This window comes from Paenibacillus tengchongensis (assembly GCF_008973665.1).
In the GTDB taxonomy this organism is placed as follows: Bacteria; Bacillota; Bacilli; order Paenibacillales; family Paenibacillaceae; genus Paenibacillus_AQ; species Paenibacillus_AQ tengchongensis.
Window position 1 is genome coordinate 20574 of sequence record NZ_WACP01000007.1, and the last position, 17758, is coordinate 38331.

Sequence of the window (17758 nt, forward strand, 5' to 3'; positions counted from 1 at the left end):
AGTTCCGGGAGCAGGGGGTTTTATTGCGTATACGGGATCAGCGCAGTTCTTATATTCCGGTATCCCGCTGGCTTGCGTGTTATCTGGACTTGCCTGCTTCAAACGGTGTGGACACCGGCAGGAAGAGGTCGATGATTCCGATGACAAGCGCCGCCAGCAGGGCGCCGAGAATCGAGACGCTTACGCCGCTGACTACAAACTGCGCGATCCAGATGACGAGGGCGCTGACCAGAAAGCCGACGATGCCGCGCCCGAAGGGCGTTGTTTTTTTGCCGAAGATGCCTTCAATGATCCAGCCGAGCAGAGCGATGACGAGGGCGAGCATCAGCGCGCTCCAGAATCCGCCGACAGTAAACTGCGGCACAATCCAGCCTACGACGAGCAGCACAATTGCTGCCACGATAAAACGGACGACATGACCGAGAAATTTCACTGTTCGTAACCTCCTTTGACCTTTCTCGCTTTAGGATATGTGCAATGGTTATTGTGGTCTGAGCGTCGCCTCTTTATGCCCAGCAATCATGCCCAAATAGCGTAAAAGGGCTATATTAGGTATAATGGAAGCATCTATGAAGGGAGCAGTGACGTTAATTGGACGATAAAATTCTGCACACGCTTGAATACCGCAAAATTTTAAATAAATTAGTACAGCATGCGCAGACCTCAATGGGAAAGCAGGCTGCGGAGGAGCTGCGCCCGTCGGGTGATTTCGAAGGGGTCAAGAAGCTGCTGCAGGCTACCGACGAAGGGGCTACAGTTGACCGGCTGAAGGGCATCCCGACGTTCGGCGGGATCAGCGATATCCGCCCTGCGCTCAAGCGGGCCTCGATCGGCGGCATGCTCGGCACGCATGAGCTGCTGGCCGTAGGGAACACCATTCACGGGGGGCGCCGGATCAAGCGTTTCGTGGCGGCGATGCACGAGGAGGAGAAGGTTGAGATCCTGTACGCTTTAAGCGATCTGCTCTCCGAGCAAAAGCCGGTGGAGGATGCGATCAAAGCGTGCATCAGCGAAGATGCCGACATTCTGGATACGGCAAGCCAGGAGCTCGCCACAATCCGCCGGGAGCTGCGCGGGGGCGAGGCCCGTATCCGCGAGAAGCTGGACGCGATGATCCGCTCTTCTTCGGTATCGAAGATGCTCCAGGATCAGCTGATCACCATCCGCGGCGACCGCTTCGTCATTCCGGTAAAGGCGGAGTACCGTTCCCATTTCGGCGGCATTGTACATGACCAGTCCGGTTCGGGGGCGACTCTGTTCATTGAACCGGAATCCATTGTGGCGATGAACAATAAACTGCGGGAGACGCGGCTGCGCGAGGAGCGCGAGATTGAGATCATCCTGCACCGCCTGAGTGCGCTGGTCGGCGGCATCGCCGAAGAGACAGCCTACGATATCGATATCCTCGGCGAGCTGGATTTCATCTTCGCCAAAGCGCGGCTGGCCCGCGAGATGAAGGCGACCCAGCCGCGGATGAATGACCGCGGCTACCTGAAGCTGCGCAAGGGCCGGCATCCGCTGATCCCGGCCGAGGCCGTCGTGCCGCTGGATGTGGAGCTGGGCAATCAATACAGCTCGATTATTGTCACCGGACCGAATACGGGCGGGAAGACCGTAACGCTCAAGACGATCGGGCTGCTCAGCCTGATGTCGATGTCGGGCTTATTCATTCCGGCCGAAGAAGGCAGCCAGATGTGCGTATTTGACGCCATCTATGCCGATATCGGCGATGAGCAGAGCATCGAGCAGAGCCTCAGTACCTTCTCCAGCCATATGACCAATATTATCTCCATTCTAAAGCGGATGACGCCGAAGAGTCTGATTCTGCTGGATGAAGTGGGCGCGGGAACCGACCCGGCGGAGGGTTCGGCGCTGGCGATTGCCATTCTGGAGCATATCCACCGTCTGGAATGCCGCATGGTGGCGACGACGCATTACAGCGAGCTGAAGGCTTATGCCTATGAACGCAAGAACGTCATCAATGCGAGCATGGAATTTGACGTAGAGACACTCAGCCCGACTTACCGGCTGCTCGTTGGCGTACCGGGCCGCAGTAACGCCTTTGCAATTGCCGAACGTCTGGGCATGCCGGGCTCCATTCTGGAGCATGCCCGCGGCGAAGTGAAGGAAGAGGATCTGCGCGTCGAGCATATGATCGCTTCGCTGGAAGAGAACCGCCTGAAGGCGGAGAGCGAACGCGAGAAGGCGGAAGTAAGCCGCCGCGAGGCGGAGGAATTCAAGCGCCGGCAGCAACAGGAGCTGGAGAAGCTGGAGAGCCAGCGCGACAAGCGGCTGGAGAAAGCCGAGAAGGAGGCCGCCGACCTCGTGGCCAAGGCCCGCAAGGAGGCCGAGGAGATCATCAGCGATCTGCGGCGTCTGGCGATGGAGGAGGGTGCCTCTGTCAAGGAGCATAAGCTGATTGAAGCGCGCCGCCGCTTGGATGAAGCGCAGCCCGCCCCGCGCCAGAAACAGCCTGTCCGCAGCTCCAAGGCTCCTCGGCAGCTGCAGCCCGGCGATGAGGTGCGGCTGCCGAGCGTCAATCAGAAGGGCTATGTGGTGGAGCTCAGCGGAACGAAGGAGGCCGTTGTGCAATTCGGTATCATGAAGATGAAGGTCAATATTGCCGACCTTGAATTTATGGCTTCGGCCCCGGACCATCCGGCGCCGGTCAAGCGGGCCACGACGCTCAAGCGCACGCGTGACGAGAATACCCGCTCGGAGCTGGATTTGCGCGGCGCGAATTTGGAAGAAGCGCTGCTGGAGACGGACCGTTTTATCGACGAGGCGTTCCTCGGCAATCTGGGTCAGATTTATATCATCCATGGCAAGGGAACGGGTGTCTTGCGTTCCGGAATCCAGGATTATCTGCGCAAGCACAAGCATGTCAAAAGCTACCGGCTCGGTAATTACAATGAGGGCGGCGCCGGTGTTACCGTCGCCGAACTGAAGTAGCGGCTGGGAATCCGGCAGAAAGAGGGAACGATGCAAGAGAATATCGACCATTTGCTGGCTCATCCGCTTGGATCGCTGCTGGGGTATTTTGCCGTGGCCGTGCTGGGGCTTGTGGTATTCCTGTCTTTTTTCGAAATGGTGACCAAATATAATTGCTGGGAAGAAATCCGCAAGGGGAACCTCGCAGTGGCGATGGCTACCGGCGGCAAGATATTCGGCATCTGCAATATTCTGCGCTTCAGCATCGAGTCGGGCGTGACGATATACGATACGATGAAATGGGCGGTGGTCGGGTTTCTGCTGCTGCTGCTGGCTTACTTTCTCTTTGAATTTTTGACCCCGGTCTTCTCCATAGACGATGAGATCGCGCAGGATAACCGGGCGGTCGGGTTGACGGCGATGCTGATCTCGGTGTCGCTGTCTTATGTGATCGGGGCCGCCATTTTTTAGAACATAGACAGATTATTTGATACGATAAATCAGAAGGAGATTATGGAAATATGGATACAACAGTATGCCCTTGGTGCCATACGGAAATTGTATGGGACGAGGAATTTGGACCTGAAGAAACCTGCCCGCACTGCAACAACGAGCTTACCGGTTACCGGACGATTACCGTCGGGCCGGAAGATCTGGGGGACGAAGACATCGAGGACGCTGATGATGACGCAGATGAGCATGAAGCTGAGGATGCCGGCGATGACAAGCTGTGGGATGACGAGGACAAGGAAGCGGTCGTACCGATCTTTAATACCGTCACCCAGTTCGGGGACGACTATGATCCGGCAGCTTATGAGCTGAATGTCGCCACTGTGCTTGCTGCCCAGCTGGAAGCTCCGGAATGCCCGCAATGCCACGAATTGATGGTGATGTCCGGAAAGCAGCCGGTTCCGTCTTTTGAGCCTGCAGCCCCGGAAGCCTTGAACGGCCAGCTTGTGCTGGAGGCCCCGTTCGCGCTGAATCTGTACGTATGCCCTTCCTGTTTCCATGTGCAGCACAGCCTGGGCCAGGAAGACCGCATCCGGTTCGTCCGTAATTTGAGCGGTAAAGGAAAAGAGTAACACATGCTTGCCTCTGCTTCAGGGCATATTAAAGCGGATATGTCCTGAAGGAAGGGGAGAAGAGTCGCCATGAAAGGCTCAAACCGCAGCCAAGCGACGCTGCTGCTCGGCGTCAACGGGCTGTTTGTGCTGGCGAATGCGCTGGCAGGCACATTTGTGAACGTATATTTGTGGAAAAGCCGGCAGGACTTCGCCATGATCGGCTGGTTTGCCGTCAGCCAGCAAATCGCCGTCGGCCTCAGCTTCTGGCTGGGCGGAAAATGGGTGAAAGAGCACAGCAAAATGAACGCCCTGCGGCTGGGAATCGCCGTTGCGGGCTTTTTTTATTTGCTGGTGCTCTGGCTGGGAGCGCATGCCGCTGCCTATGTATGGCCGCTCGGCTTTACGCTGGGCGTCTCCACCGGAATGTTCTGGCTCGCGTTTAATACCTTATATTTCGAAATTACGGACAGGGCGAACCGGGATTTCTTTAACGGCTGGATGGGGCTGATCGGTTCGTTCACCGGCATTGCCGGGCCGTGGGTCTCGGGAAGGATGATTACTTGGCTGCAGGGTGAGCGCGGCTATCGCATGGTATTTATCGTTGCTTTATGCATTTATGGCTTGGCGGCGGTGCTGAGTTTTTTTCTGAGCAAGCGCAAAACTGGCGGCGCTTACCTATGGGGCGAGCCGTGGCGTGAACTGCGCCGGAAGGACAGCCCGTGGCGGACAGCGGCGGCGGCCCTGCTGTTTGAAGGGATGCGGGAAGGCGTGTTTTCGTTTCTGATCGGCCTGCTGGTCTATATCGCGACCCGGGAAGAAAGCAAGCTGGGACAATTCGCGCTGCTGACCTCGGCGGTATCGCTTGTCAGCTATTATCTGGCCGGTAAATATTTCAAGCCCCGTTTCCGCGCTGCGGGGATGCTGGCCGGCGGGCTGCTGCTCGTTGCCGTAATCGTCCCGCTGCTCTGGAAAGTAAGCTACGCGATGCTTCTATTCATGGGCCTTGGCACCTCGCTGTTTCTTCCGCTGTACGTGCTGCCGATTACTTCGATCAGCTTCGATCTGATGGGCACGGACGCGGCAAGTGTGGACAAACGGGTGGAGCTGGTGGTCCTGAGGGAGCTCAGTCTGATGTGCGGGCGGCTGGCCGGGATGTTCATCTTTATCATCGTCTTGTCGGTTAATGACTCCCGGCAAGTCATTACGCTACTGCTGCTCGGACTGGGGGCCGCTCCGCTGGGCAGCTGGCTGGTGCTGCGGCGGCCGCTGAAAGCGGAAAAACATAATTAAACGGGCGGCTTTCTTATGAACAGACACAAGCCCGGGCGAACCTATCCGCCCGGGCTTGTGTCTGTTCTGTTCTTATCATTTAAGAAAATAGATAACGGGTATTTTATAATACCGTCTGATGCGGTGACGGTTTGGAAGTACGGGTCAGCGAGAACAGCTCCAGCTCGGGCCTGGTTTTGCCGGCCAGCGTATCGCCCAGCAGCTCGGCAGCAATCATGCTGTAGACCGTTCCGTTGCCCCCGTAGCCTTCGATAAAATAACAGTGCGGATACTCGGGATGCTGCCCGATATAGGGCAGACCGTCCCGGGTGGTGCCGAACACGGCCCCCCAGGCATATTCGGCTTCCACGCCCTTTACCTCGGGAAACAAGGCTTCGATCTCTTCAAGCAGCCGTTTGCATTGCGACAGCACACGCGCCTCCCGGCGCTCCGGAGCGGTTAAGGATTCGTCCTTGCCCCCGGCGATGATCCGTCCGTCGTGGGTCATCCGCAAATACAGGTACGGGCGTGCGGTCTCCCAAATAAGGCTGCGTTCATGCCACTTGGGAAGCACGGAGAGGGGATGGGTCATAACTGCGTATGTATTGATTAGCTCAGCCCCCCGGTCCTTCTTCATTTCCTGGGTTTCATAGCCCATGGCGAACACGATATTCCGCGCATAGATGCGTCCATGGCCGGTATGGCAGACGACGCCGGTCTCGCCGAATTCATAGCGGCGGGCTTCAGTGTGCTCATACACGCGTACTCCGGAAGCATGGGCTTTAGCGATCAGCGCATGAACCAACCGGAACGGATTGGCCTCGGCGTCGCCGCGGGAGTACAGACCGGCCGGCTTCGAAAAGGAATACCGCCTGGCAATATCGGCCTTCTCCCAGAACTCGGAGTCAAAGCCGTGGGCGAGCAATTGCTCATGCTCCTGCCGCAGCATTCCAACATCCTCCGGGGTGCTGGCGTAGAGCAAGCTTGAACGGGGAACAATATAAGGATCAATGTCCAGCTTACCCGGAAGCTCGAGAATTCCCTTAATGCTGTTCTGGCACAGACGGTAGAACAGCACTCCTCTGTCTTCCCCGAAGGTATGGATACAGGAGGTCAGCGATTTGTCGTTGGCTGTCTGCAGCAGTCCGGTATTGGCCTGCGAGCTGCCGCCGGCGACCGTTCTTTTCTCAATAACCACGGTGTTTGCCCCGCTCCCCGACAAACGGTGGGCCAGCATCGCCCCGCCCATGCCCGCTCCGACAATCAGACAATCGCAATGAATGTCTTCGTCAAGAACAGGATAAGCCGGAAATTCCGGCAAGGTGTATTTCCAAGGAAGCTGTCCGCTGACTAAATTCATCTCATCTTCTCTCCTTTGAGGCCGTTCGCTCCGGTAGTATTGGCGGCTCCTATTACTCTCATGCGTCTATGCGGGCGAGTGTTTACAGCGGCTTATACGGGCGGCTTGGCACATAAAGATGGATGCCGCGCGGCATAATAAGGGCTGCTTGAACATTTTGAAGGAGGGATTTACGCACATGCATTCTGCACAAATGCAGCCGCTAAGCGGCAAGGAGCTGGAATATATCGCCGATTCCATTTCCAACGAGGATTTGCTGATCAAGCAGCTGGCCGCAACGGCCGGAGTGACCCAAAATGCGACCGTCCACCAAATCTGCCTGCAGCAAATCAGCAGCCATACCCACCATATGAATGCTTTGATCCAGCTGATGCAGCAGCATCAGCAGTACGCGCCGACACAGCCGCAATAATCATACTCACTACACCATAGGAGGTAATCTCGTGTACGCACAAAACGGTTCCGCTTTTATGGCGGATGAAGATTTGCTCAATACGGTGCTGGCGGATTTGAAACGGACGGTACGCGAATATACAACCGCCGCTACGGAATCGAATTGTCCTTCCGTCCGCCGGACGTTCACTGATCTGACCATGGATACACTCCGTCTGCAAGGGGAGCTGTATAACCAAATGTCTCAGCTTAACATGTATACCGCTCCCGGCAAGGCACTCCGGCAGGATATCGACAAGCAGCTGCAGACCGCCCAGCAGACACAAACGAAATGCCAGCAGTTCGTCCAGCAGAAGACCGGCGGTGCCGGGGCTTATGCCCAGGCAGGCAACATTCAGGCACATCAGCCGAATGTGCACAGTCAGAACCCTTACTATATGTAACCCTGCGTCCTGCGGGGTGAAGCATTGATACTTGTTTATGAGCCGGTATTCTTGTCCGGCGTTACAGCTGAATCAACGTCCGTTCTTACCGGGAATCCGGAAAGGGCGGGCGTTTTTTGTACGCTTCCGGAGGATTCAATTGGTTAACGGCACATTGTCTAGGAGGCAGGCCGCGGCATATTTTAGTTTGCAGAGTTGCAATTTTCATGTCATATTAATAATAAACTCTTTTCGCGGTGCTGTGGTGTGGTGCAGCTCTGCTGCATGAACACAGGCGCCAAGACGAATGATCCGGAGGGAAGGCATGCGGGAAATGGATGAACTGAAGCAAAAGGTGCTGGAACTGCTCAAGGAGGATGCGCGTACCTCCACGGAGCTGATGGCGACGCTGCTTGGAGCCGAAGAAGAGGATATCAAGACGGCGGTCGAACAAATGGAGCAGGATCATGTCATCGTCAAATATACGACGGTGGTCAACTGGGACAAGGTGGACGACGAGCGCGTAACGGCGCTGATTGAGGTGCAGATTACCCCGGAACGCGGCCGTGGCTTCGAGGGCATTGCCGAACGGATTTATATGTATCCGCAGGTCAAATCAGTGTATCTGATGTCCGGCGCCTTCGATCTGCTGGTAGAGGTGGAAGGGCGCAATCTGCGTGAAGTGGCGAATTTCGTCTCCGAGAAGCTGTCGCCCATTGATTCGGTGCTCTCCACGAAGACCAACTTCACGCTTAAGAAATACAAGCAAGACGGCATTATCTTCGAAGAGCATGAAGAAGACAACCGCCTGATGATATCTCCGTAAAGGAAGTCATTCTATGATTACAAATAAATCACAACACAGCGGAGATGCGGAGAAATCGATGAAGTCCTACCTGGCTCCGCTGGTGCAGCAGATTCAGCCGTCCGGTATCCGTAAGTTTTTTGATCTGGCGGCAGGCAGCAAGGATATTATTTCACTCGGTGTCGGCGAGCCTGATTTCAAGACGCCCTGGCATGTGCGCGAAGCCTGCGTCTATTCGCTGGAGCGCGGCTTTACCGGCTATACCTCCAATGCGGGAATGCCTGAGCTGCGCGAAGGCATCGCCCAATATTTGCACAGCCGCTTCGCGGTGGATTACAATCCGGCGGACGAGATTATCGCCACCGTCGGCGGGAGCGAGGCCATTGATCTGGCGCTGCGCGCGCTGATTACGCCCGGGGATGAGATCCTGATCCCTGAACCGTGCTATATCTCATACTCTCCGATCACCTCGATCGGCGGGGGCGTCCCGGTCGGCATTGAGACCTTCGGCGAGAACCAGTTCAAGCTGAATGCTGCGGATCTGGAGGCGAAGATTACGCCCCGCTCCAAAATTCTGATCCTCTGTTACCCGAGCAATCCGACAGGGGCGATCATGAACCGCGAGGATTGGGAGCCGATTGCCCGGATTGTCGAGAAGCACGACCTGATCGTCATCTCCGACGAAATCTATGCCGAATTGACTTACGGCAGCAATCATGTCAGCTTCCCGTCGCTGCCGGGAATGAAGGACCGGACGATCCTCGTCAGCGGCTTCTCCAAGGCGTTCGCCATGACCGGCTGGCGGATGGGGTATGCCTGCGGCCACCCCGATCTGATTGCCGCCATGCTGAAGATTCACCAGTACACAGTGATGTGCGCTCCGTCGATGGGCCAGGTGGCAGCGCTGGAGGCGCTGAACAACGGCATGGAGGAGAAAGACCGGATGGTCGAATCCTACAATCAGCGGCGGCGTCTGATCGTTAAGGGTCTGCGCGACGCCGGACTGGAGTGCCACGAGCCTCAGGGCGCGTTCTACGCATTCCCGAGCATTGCCGCCACGGGATTGACCTCCGATGAATTCGCCCAGCGGCTGCTCTTCGAATACAAGGTAGCAGCGGTACCGGGCAGCGTCTTCGGCCTGGGCGGCGAAGGCTACCTGCGCTGCTCCTATGCAACATCGGTCTCGCAGCTAAACGAGGCGATTGAGCGGATCGGCGCCTTCGTGCGGAAGCTGGAGCAAGAGCGGCTGGGATGAGCTGCCGGCTCCAGGACAAATCCCTTTTATTGAAGAAAGAAGCCAGAGGAACCGCTTCACTTGGAATGGCTGCAGGAGCAGCCTTTTCAGGGCTGAAGCGGTTTTGTTTGCCTATTGAACCTTTGTGTTCATATTACATTTATTTACATTCCAGAAACCGGGAAGGCATTTGCCTAATCTCTACCGGAACGATTAAACTATATCTATGTGACTGATGTTGTGGAGGGGAAACTATGGCGATTTATACGCGAACAGGCGATAAAGGAGAAACTTCAGTGATCGGCGGCCGGGTCGGCAAGGATGACGTCCGCGTCGAAGCCTACGGCACCATCGACGAGCTGAACTGCTTTGTCGGGCAGGCCCGCAGCCTGATGGAGGGCGACGAACGGTTCGGGGATGTCCGGGAGCAGCTGCTGGAGATTCAACATGAGCTGTTCGACTGCGGCTCCGACCTCGCTTTCGTCAAGCTGAGCGAGAACAAATACAAGGTCAAAGCGGAAATGGCCGTGCGCCTGGAGGGCTGGATCGACGCGCTGCAGGCGGAGAATCCGGTGCTTGAGCGGTTCATTCTGCCGGGCGGCAGTCAGCTGTCGTCGGTGCTGCATGTATGCCGTACGGTCTGCCGGCGGGCGGAGCGCCGTGCCGTAACGCTCGGACGAAGCGCGGATATCAATCCGGAGGCTGTGATTTATCTCAACCGGCTCTCCGATTATTTCTTTGCATTGGCCCGTACGGCCAACACGCGGCTGGATGTAGCTGATGTCGAATATGTGCGCAGCAAAAAGGTGTTCCGTCACTGATATGACCTCCTACTATCCGCCCATTACCTATATTGTGCCGCCGGCCGAGGACGGCTGGCTGCTGAAGACGATCCTGCAGAAGCGGATGGATGTATCGCGCAAGCTGCTGTCCCGCCTGAAGCTGACCGAAGAAGGCATAAAGCTGAACGGAGTACGCGTCTATATCAGCGAGAAGGTCAGCGCCGGAGACCTTGTGGAGATCCGCATGGAGGAAGAGACCTCCGAGGATATTATGCCGCAGGACATTCCGTTTGAGATCCTATATGAGGATGACCAGCTGCTGGCCGTGAACAAGGCAGCCGGGATGATCGTGCATCCGACGCACGGGCACTACACCGATACGCTGGCCAACGGCGTGGTCCATTACTGGGCGGCGAAGGGGGAGCGCTACCGCTTCCGTCCCGTCCACCGGCTGGACCAGGAGACGTCGGGCGTGCTGGTCATCGCCAAGAATCCGTACAGCCATCAGCATATTTCCGAGCAGATGATTGCCGGAACGGTGGACAAGCGGTACGCTGCATTTGTCCATGGCGCGCCGCCTGCCCCGCGCGGCGACATTGACGGCCCGATCGACCGCGATCCGGCGGAGCCGCACCGGCGGATCGTGACGCCGGACGGGTATCCCTCGCTGACCCGCTATGAGGTCAAGGCCCGGTACCCGGGCGCGTCGCTGGTGGAGCTGAAGCTGGAGAGCGGGCGCACCCACCAGATCCGGGTGCATATGGGCTCGGTCGGCTGCCCGCTGGTCGGCGACCGGATGTACCGGCACCCGCTGTACAGCAAGGGGGAGCTGGTGCCGGCGGAAGAGGCACAGCTTGCCCGGGTGGCTGCGCTCGACGCCGCCATTGCCCGGCAGGCGCTGCACGCCGTGCGGCTGAGCTTCCGCCACCCGATCTCGCGGGAGCAGCTCGTGTTCGAAGCGCCGCTGCCGCCGGATATGGCGCTGCTGCAGCGCGTGCTGGAGCAGTAGCACCACGCCAATATCAACAGTTCAGTTACAGAAACGGAGTTAATATCGATGAGCCAATTAAAGGTATATCAATATCCGAAGTGCGGCACTTGCCGCAGCGCCGTCAAATGGCTGAAGGAAGCGGGCCATGAGCTGGAGCTGCAGCATATTGCCGAGCAGCCGCCGACCGTGGCGGAGCTGCGCAAGCTGGTAGCCGACAGCGGGCTGCCGCTGAAGAAGTTCTTCAACACCAGCGGGGAAGTATACAAGGAGCTGGGGCTCAAGGACAAGCTGGCGAGCCTCAGCGAAGAGGAGCAGCTTGAGCTTTTGTCGCAGCATGGAATGCTGATTAAAAGGCCGATAGTTACTGACGGCAAGAAGGTTACTGTAGGCTTTAAGGAAGAGCAGTACAGCGAGGCTTGGAGCAACGCCTGACGAACTATGGTATAGTTAAGGATAGTTGTTTTCAAAACTAATATAGATGGATTTTGGCACACTAATTTAGCCGTTTTTACGGATTGGAAACATCTAAGTGGATTACCGCATCTTAATTTGGACGATATCGGCGTATCATTGATTTTCGTTCCTGCTTAAGTGGAGGATACCCAACTAGATTTGCAATAAGCGACATATTGGTGGAATTAGGTGGCGATTTTCCAACTATATAAGTTGAACATAAGAGCCACACAATAAGGCAGAAGTGTGCTCAAGTTTCATACAGATTACACACTTAAAGGAGAGGTTACACATGAGTTCAGAACTGAAGGGCCGGGTAATGCTTGTCGATGGAATGGCTCTGCTGTTCCGGGCCTTTTATGCAACCTCATATGGAGGATATATCCGCAAGACGAAGGCCGGGCTGCCGACGAATGCGGTATACGGCTTTCTGCAGTATTTCTTCGACGCGGTAAGCACGTTCGAGCCTTCCCATGTGGTCTGCTGCTGGGATATGGGCAAAGGCACCTTCCGTACCGAGAAATACGACGGCTACAAATCGAACCGGATCGAGGCTCCGCTGGAGCTCATTCCCCAGTTCGACCTGGTCAAAGAGGTGGTCGCCGAGCTGGGCGTACCGAATATCGGGCTGGCCGGTTATGAGGCCGATGATTGCATCGGGACCTTGTCGGCTTGCTTCAGCGAGGAATCCGAGGTCTACATCTTGACCGGTGACCATGATATGCTGCAACTGGTGAGCGACCGCGTGAAAGTTGTCATTATGAAAAAAGGTCGCTCCAACTACAAAGTATACGATCCTGCCGAGCTCATGGCCGAGAAGGGCCTAACGCCTCCGCAGGTGATCGACCTGAAGGGCTTCATGGGCGACACCAGCGATAATTATCCCGGCGTGAAGGGCATCGGCGAGAAAACGGCGCTGAAGCTGCTGACCGAATACGGCACCGTCGAAGGCGTAATTGAGAATCTGCATGCACTCCCGAAGGGCGTTCGCGCCAAAATCGAGGCCGACCTTGATATGCTGCATCTCTCGCGCGAGCTGGCGGAAATCCGCCGCGATGTGCCGGTGGTCTGTACGCTGACGGAGTGCCTGTGGGAGCTGCAGCGCGAGAATGCCGCCCGCAAGTTCCAGGAGCTGGAGTTCGGCAGCCTGCTGCATCTGCTCGGTTCCGTGCCGGATGAGCGGGGAATTGTGCAGATTGAGCTGGGCGAGCTGGGCTGAAACGAAGCTACAGGGAACAATATCATTGACAAAATATTTTATTTATGCTATAATTTACAGTTAAGTAAATTTGGTGTATATTAAGATTCTCCTGGCCAGGGAGGATCTTATTTTTTTGCAAGGAAGATTTGCAGAAATAAGGTTCATGCAGTTCGGGGTCCCGCAATCGTCTGAAATCAACCGGTCTTATACTGCCCTGCCGTGGCGGGGCAACAATTGCGGAGGGGGATTTATGAAACAGAATGAGTCGAGTATTACTTCCATGGTAGCGGCCTTTGGCCGCGCCTATCACAGCCGGTATGACGAGCCGAAAATTTTTGACGACAATATAGCGGTCAAGCTGATCACTGAGGAGGAGTTTGCCGGCATCAGCCGTAATATGGTGGAGGGGATTGATTTCTTCAATCCGGAATTCGGGCGGGAGCACCGGGATCAGCCGGATGAGATTTTGAAATGGGTTACCCAGGTACAGCTGTCGTCGACTCCCTTGGCAAGAGCCGCGTTCTGTGAGTCTGTGCTGCTGAATGAGGTGAAGCTGGGGACGGGACGGTATGTGATCCTCGGTGCGGGTCTGGACAGCTTTGCCTACCGGTATCCGGAGCTGCAGGGCAGCCTGAATATTATCGAGGCAGATCACCCGGCAACCCAGCAGTTCAAACGGAACAGACTGGCGGAAGCCGGTTTGGAAGTGCCTGACCATGTACAGTTTATACCGGTAGATTTCACCCGCGGTATGGATGATCTGGAACTGTCCGGTGCTGCAGGGGGTGGGTCATGCCGAACCTTTTTCAGCCTGCTGGGCGTTTCTTATTATTTGACACAGGCGGAACTGGAGGATCTGCTGCGGCATTTGTTCGCGGAAGTTCCGGCGGGAAGCTCCATTGTGTTCGATTATGCCGATGAAACGTTGTTTGAAACCAGAGGGCTAGACGGCCGCGTGGAGCATATGCTGAGTATGACCGCCGCAGCCGGTGAACCGATGAAAGCCTGTTATGCTTATCCTGAGCTGGAGCGGCTATTGTCCCGGGCGGGGCTGCTCATTTATGAGCATTTGACGCCGGAGGATATTCAGCAGCGCTATTTCAAACACCGGGACGACTATTTGTCGGCCTTCGAGACGATTCATTATATTCATGCGGTAAAAGCTTAAGCGCTGACAGCCGGTTCCTGCTCTGGGGACCGGCTGTTGGTGCGGGATAAAGTGCGGGCTCCGCTATTTGAGGCGCTCGTCAAATTTTCGCCGGCTCATCACCCAAAGATAGGAAACCGCAAGCATGATTATGTACAAGGCCAGATACCAAATTCCTTGCGGAGGGGCTGCAAGCTCCGCCTGCGGGTGGTCGTTCAGTACGTACATAATGGCCGGGTAAGGCGGAATGACCCAGGACATGGCCGGAAACGTGCGGTTAATGATCCCCTGGCCTCCGAGCGCAACGGCAAGCACAGTGCACAGACTTAGAAAGGAGATCAGGCCCGTCCGGAATAATTTGGCGTTGAACCAGGCAGCCAGCGTTATTCCCAGCAGGGCCGCAAGCTGATGGCAGCCCAAGGCGGTCAGCGCCTGCCGGAGACTTGGAGTGTAAGCAAATTTGTCAAAAATAATCGGGTAGACAATGGCGAATACGGAAAGAGGCACCGTAAAGAGCCATACATAGATTAGCTTTGCAGTATACAACAGGGCAAGCTTGCCGGAATGGAGAAATGTGATCACCTGCTGGGTGTCATCCTCCAGGTCGACAAATCCGTAGCACAGCCACGCTGCAATCAGAAAGAGCAAAGTGGCCGACGCAGCATAGCTGTCCATGACCGGATTGGGAACCACCCCGTAGAGGAAGAACATGGCGATCAGAAAGACAGTCAGAGGTGCGGTATAACGGTAGGAACGCAGATAGTACCGGTGATAGTAAAACAAAATTGACAGCATAGGGTTATGCTCCTCTCCGGGTAACTTCCAGAATGGAACCGCCGGCCTGCAGAATCTGCAGCAGAAGCTGGTCGCAGACGTCCGCCCGGACAGTCAGCCGGGTCTGTCCGCCTGCTCGGACAGCCGATAATAATCCCGGATGGGCAGCAGGATCAGGGTGCAGCGCTCCGCCGGGCAGCCGGCATACCACCTGAATAGAAGCTTCCTCCGGCCCCGGTGCTTCGGGTTTCTTTTCGAGCAACGAGGCATTCTGCACAGTGATGATCCGGTCCGCAATGCCGGTTAGCGCCGCCGGTTCATGTGTGGATATGACAATGGCTACGTTCTGCTCCTTCAGTTCCTGCAGCGCGCCGCACAATTCCTGCACCGACGGGTCATCCAGACCCGACAGCGGCTCGTCCAGAAGCAGCAGATCGGGGGCTGTCAGCACGGCCTGCATCAGGTTGACTTTTTGCAGCATCCCTTTGGAGAAGGAACGCATCGGCTGAGAAGCCAGCGGCAGCCCATAAAGCGCATGTAAGTCATGGATACGCCTGCCCAGGCCTTCTTTCGGCAAGCCTTGAATCCGGCCCATGTGCATCAGATACTCCTCGGATGTGAATTTATGCTTCGGGAAGCGGTCAGGCATAAAGCCGATCTTGGGCGGCCGGGCTTCATGGACCTGGCGGCTGCCGGAAGTAGGGGCGGTGAATCCGCCGATGAGCCGGATCAGGGTGCTCTTACCTGAGCCGTTGCCGCCTACCAGCAGCATTGCCTCCCCGCGGCGGATGGCCAGTGAGACGGATGAGAGTACAAGTTTGCCGGGATAACTTTTGGTTACCTGCTTCAGTTCTACGATGGGTTCCTGCATAATTCTGAGTCCTCCCTATGAACAGGTGCGTTTATTGCGGAATGCTGCCACTTATTCTAACTTGATTCTAGCAGAATGTCACTTTGTTGTTAGTAATTCTCAAATGGTTATCCGATAGGAGGCTGTACATGCGCAAGCCGAAACGGCTATTGGCGGTTCTCTATCCCTGCTTAAAGATTGACGCGGCGGCGGTGAACTGCTTATAATGTTAATGTCTGAATTACTTTATTAATATTGATATTAACCATTATGGGAAGGTGGCTTTTTACATGGCTCAACGCGCCGTACTTAACGCGGATATCCGCAAAGGGAAGATTGACAGAAATATTTACGGGCATTTCTCCGAGCATCTGGGTCGCTGCATTTATGAAGGAATCTGGGTAGGCGAGGATTCGCCGATTCCCAATACGAAAGGAATCCGCAACGATGTTGTGGAAGCGCTTAAGGAAATCAGAATACCCGTGCTCCGCTGGCCGGGCGGCTGTTTCGCCGACGAGTACCACTGGAAGGACGGCATCGGCCCGCGCGAAGGCCGCAAACGGATGATCAATACGCACTGGGGCGGTGTGGTAGAGAACAACCATTTCGGCACCCATGAGTTCATGGAGCTGTGCGCGATGCTGGAATGCGAGCCGTACATCAACGGCAATGTCGGCAGCGGAACCGTACAGGAAATGTCGGAGTGGGTGGAATATCTGACCTTTGACGGTGTATCCCCGATGGCAGAGCTGCGCCGGGAGAACGGCCGGGAAGAAGCGTGGGCGGTCAAATATTTTGGCGTGGGCAATGAGAACTGGGGCTGCGGCGGCAACATGCGTCCGGAATATTATGCCGATCTGTACCGGCGTTATCAGACCTACGTGCGCAACTACGGCGACAACAAGATTCACCGCATTGCCTGCGGGGCGAATGTCGACGACTATAACTGGACGGAAGTGCTGATGCGCGAAGCAGGACGCTTTATGGATGCGCTGACACTGCATTACTATACACTCCCGCTGCCAAGCTGGGAGAACAAGGGCGCGGCAACCGGCTTTGCGCCGGCGGAGTGGTTCTCGACGCTGGAGAAGGCGCTGCGCATGGATGAGCTGATTACCCGCCACAGTACGATTATGGATAAGTACGATCCGGAGAAAAGAGTCGGCCTGATCGTCGATGAATGGGGCACCTGGTACGATGTCGAGCCGGGGACCAACCCGGGCTTCCTGTACCAGCAGAACAGCATCCGCGACGCGCTGGTGGCCGGCCTCACGTTCAACATCTTCCACAAGCACTCTGACCGGGTGCGGATGGCGAATATCGCCCAGACCGTTAACGTACTGCAGGCTGTCATTCTGACCGAAGGAGAGAAAATGCTGCTGACCCCGACGTATCATGTGTTCAACATGTACAAAGTGCATCAGGATGCGGAGCTGCTGGAGCTGACCGTAGATTGCGGCAATTACAGCTTCGACGGCCGGGAAATTCCCGAGATCTCCGCGTCGGCATCAGTTACGGCCGAAGGCGTCATCCATATCAGCCTGTGCAATCTGAACCATATTGCCGCAGTGTCGGTGCCGCTTGAGCTGCGGGGACTCGCCGGGAAGGCGGGGGTGACCGGTACGGTTCTGGCCGGCGATGCTATGGATGCGCACAATACCTTCAGTCAGCCGGAGAACGTGGCGCCTAAGGCCTTCACGGACTTCACGCTGGAAGGCGATATCCTGACGGCAGTACTGCCCCCGATGTCGGTCCTTGTGCTGGAAATTACACCACAGGCGTAAGGGGCAGCGGACATGGCGACAACATCGGCCTGCAAGGGATGCCGGGATGACTACAAGGTTACGGAAGCGCAGATTGCCCGGATTTTGGCCTCTTCCATGTTTAACGCGCATAATACCGCATCTGACGAAGTATATGCCCGGCGGGTTGCGATCTGCGCGGCATGCCCGAAGCTGCAGGACGGCGTGACCTGCAGGGCCTGCGGCTGTATCATTCCCGTTGTAGCGAAGCTTAAGGACCGCGGCTGCCCGCTGCCCGGCGGCGGCTTGTGGCAGCCGGTGGCGGAGTGAGTCATGGTGT

At 56.3% G+C, this 17758-nt stretch carries 19 protein-coding genes; 15 read left to right on the forward strand and 4 right to left on the reverse strand.

Annotation, left to right across the window (positions count from 1 at the left end; genetic code table 11):
• Nucleotides 1-79: 79 nt before the first annotated feature.
• A complete protein-coding gene (locus F1381_RS13085) occupies nucleotides 80-433 on the reverse strand; it encodes a phage holin family protein (RefSeq protein WP_151735306.1) in 354 nt (117 codons plus the stop codon).
• Between the two features lie 158 nt (nucleotides 434-591).
• On the opposite strand from F1381_RS13085, the gene F1381_RS13090 reads away from it, so the two are divergent.
• From F1381_RS13090 to F1381_RS13105, 4 genes are all read left to right on the forward strand, one after another.
• On the forward strand, nucleotides 592-2952 hold the full coding sequence (locus F1381_RS13090) for an endonuclease MutS2 (RefSeq protein ID WP_151735307.1): 2361 nt from the start codon (nucleotides 592-594) through the stop codon (nucleotides 2950-2952).
• Between the two features lie 30 nt (nucleotides 2953-2982).
• Complete coding sequence (locus tag F1381_RS13095; RefSeq protein WP_151735308.1) at nucleotides 2983-3402, forward strand: DUF350 domain-containing protein; 420 nt, start codon at nucleotides 2983-2985, stop codon at nucleotides 3400-3402.
• Nucleotides 3403-3452: 50 nt separating this feature from the next.
• The gene (locus F1381_RS13100) at nucleotides 3453-4013 is read left to right on the forward strand and encodes a hypothetical protein (RefSeq protein ID WP_151735309.1); all 561 of its coding nucleotides are present in this window, start codon (nucleotides 3453-3455) and stop codon (nucleotides 4011-4013) included.
• A 69-nt stretch (nucleotides 4014-4082) separates the two neighbouring features.
• Nucleotides 4083-5285, forward strand: a complete 1203-nt coding sequence (locus F1381_RS13105; RefSeq protein WP_151735310.1) for an MFS transporter — start codon at nucleotides 4083-4085, stop codon at nucleotides 5283-5285.
• A 103-nt stretch (nucleotides 5286-5388) separates the two neighbouring features.
• Here F1381_RS13105 and F1381_RS13110 read toward each other — a convergent pair whose 3' ends face one another.
• On the reverse strand, nucleotides 5389-6624 hold the full coding sequence (locus F1381_RS13110; RefSeq protein WP_151735311.1) for an NAD(P)/FAD-dependent oxidoreductase: 1236 nt from the start codon (nucleotides 6622-6624) through the stop codon (nucleotides 5389-5391).
• 178 nt (nucleotides 6625-6802) lie between these two features.
• On the opposite strand from F1381_RS13110, the gene F1381_RS13115 reads away from it, so the two are divergent.
• The 9 genes from F1381_RS13115 (at nucleotide 6803) to F1381_RS13155 (ending at nucleotide 14073) form a co-directional block, all read left to right on the forward strand.
• Nucleotides 6803-7036, forward strand: coding sequence for a hypothetical protein (locus F1381_RS13115; protein WP_151735312.1), 234 nt, complete (start codon nucleotides 6803-6805; stop codon nucleotides 7034-7036).
• 31 nt (nucleotides 7037-7067) lie between these two features.
• Nucleotides 7068-7460: a spore coat protein gene (locus F1381_RS13120; RefSeq protein WP_151735313.1), complete on the forward strand. Its 393-nt coding sequence runs from the start codon at nucleotides 7068-7070 to the stop codon at nucleotides 7458-7460.
• A 304-nt stretch (nucleotides 7461-7764) separates the two neighbouring features.
• Complete coding sequence (locus tag F1381_RS13125) at nucleotides 7765-8265, forward strand: Lrp/AsnC family transcriptional regulator (RefSeq protein ID WP_151735314.1); 501 nt, start codon at nucleotides 7765-7767, stop codon at nucleotides 8263-8265.
• A 13-nt stretch (nucleotides 8266-8278) separates the two neighbouring features.
• Nucleotides 8279-9499, forward strand: a complete 1221-nt coding sequence (locus F1381_RS13130; RefSeq protein ID WP_187355333.1) for an aminotransferase class I/II-fold pyridoxal phosphate-dependent enzyme — start codon at nucleotides 8279-8281, stop codon at nucleotides 9497-9499.
• Nucleotides 9500-9732: 233 nt separating this feature from the next.
• Nucleotides 9733-10299 carry a cob(I)yrinic acid a,c-diamide adenosyltransferase gene (locus tag F1381_RS13135; protein ID WP_151735315.1) on the forward strand — a complete coding sequence of 189 codons (567 nt, stop codon included), beginning with the start codon at nucleotides 9733-9735 and terminating at the stop codon, nucleotides 10297-10299.
• Nucleotide 10300: 1 nt separating this feature from the next.
• On the forward strand, nucleotides 10301-11269 hold the full coding sequence (locus F1381_RS13140) for an RluA family pseudouridine synthase (RefSeq protein WP_151735316.1): 969 nt from the start codon (nucleotides 10301-10303) through the stop codon (nucleotides 11267-11269).
• 48 nt (nucleotides 11270-11317) lie between these two features.
• Nucleotides 11318-11683 (forward strand): Spx/MgsR family RNA polymerase-binding regulatory protein, encoded by a 366-nt coding sequence (locus tag F1381_RS13145; protein ID WP_187355334.1) that lies wholly within the window; start codon nucleotides 11318-11320, stop codon nucleotides 11681-11683.
• Nucleotides 11684-11996: 313 nt separating this feature from the next.
• Complete coding sequence (locus tag F1381_RS13150; protein ID WP_151735318.1) at nucleotides 11997-12923, forward strand: 5'-3' exonuclease; 927 nt, start codon at nucleotides 11997-11999, stop codon at nucleotides 12921-12923.
• A gap of 232 nt (nucleotides 12924-13155) precedes the next feature.
• Nucleotides 13156-14073 (forward strand): class I SAM-dependent methyltransferase, encoded by a 918-nt coding sequence (locus tag F1381_RS13155; protein WP_151735319.1) that lies wholly within the window; start codon nucleotides 13156-13158, stop codon nucleotides 14071-14073.
• Between the two features lie 63 nt (nucleotides 14074-14136).
• Here the strand turns inward: F1381_RS13155 and F1381_RS13160 are convergent, their stop codons facing one another.
• Both F1381_RS13160 and F1381_RS13165 read right to left on the reverse strand, forming a co-directional pair.
• Nucleotides 14137-14847 (reverse strand): hypothetical protein, encoded by a 711-nt coding sequence (locus F1381_RS13160; RefSeq protein WP_151735320.1) that lies wholly within the window; start codon nucleotides 14845-14847, stop codon nucleotides 14137-14139.
• 4 nt (nucleotides 14848-14851) lie between these two features.
• A complete protein-coding gene (locus F1381_RS13165) occupies nucleotides 14852-15697 on the reverse strand; it encodes an ATP-binding cassette domain-containing protein (RefSeq protein ID WP_151735321.1) in 846 nt (281 codons plus the stop codon).
• Nucleotides 15698-15966: 269 nt separating this feature from the next.
• Here F1381_RS13165 and F1381_RS13170 point away from each other — a divergent pair, with 269 nt between their 5' ends.
• Together F1381_RS13170 and F1381_RS13175 are read left to right on the forward strand one after the other, a co-directional pair.
• Entirely contained in the window at nucleotides 15967-17460 is a 1494-nt protein-coding gene (locus F1381_RS13170; protein ID WP_151735322.1) for an alpha-N-arabinofuranosidase, read from the forward strand.
• Nucleotides 17461-17472: 12 nt separating this feature from the next.
• Nucleotides 17473-17748: a DUF6171 family protein gene (locus F1381_RS13175; protein WP_151735323.1), complete on the forward strand. Its 276-nt coding sequence runs from the start codon at nucleotides 17473-17475 to the stop codon at nucleotides 17746-17748.
• Nucleotides 17749-17758: the final 10 nt, after the last annotated feature.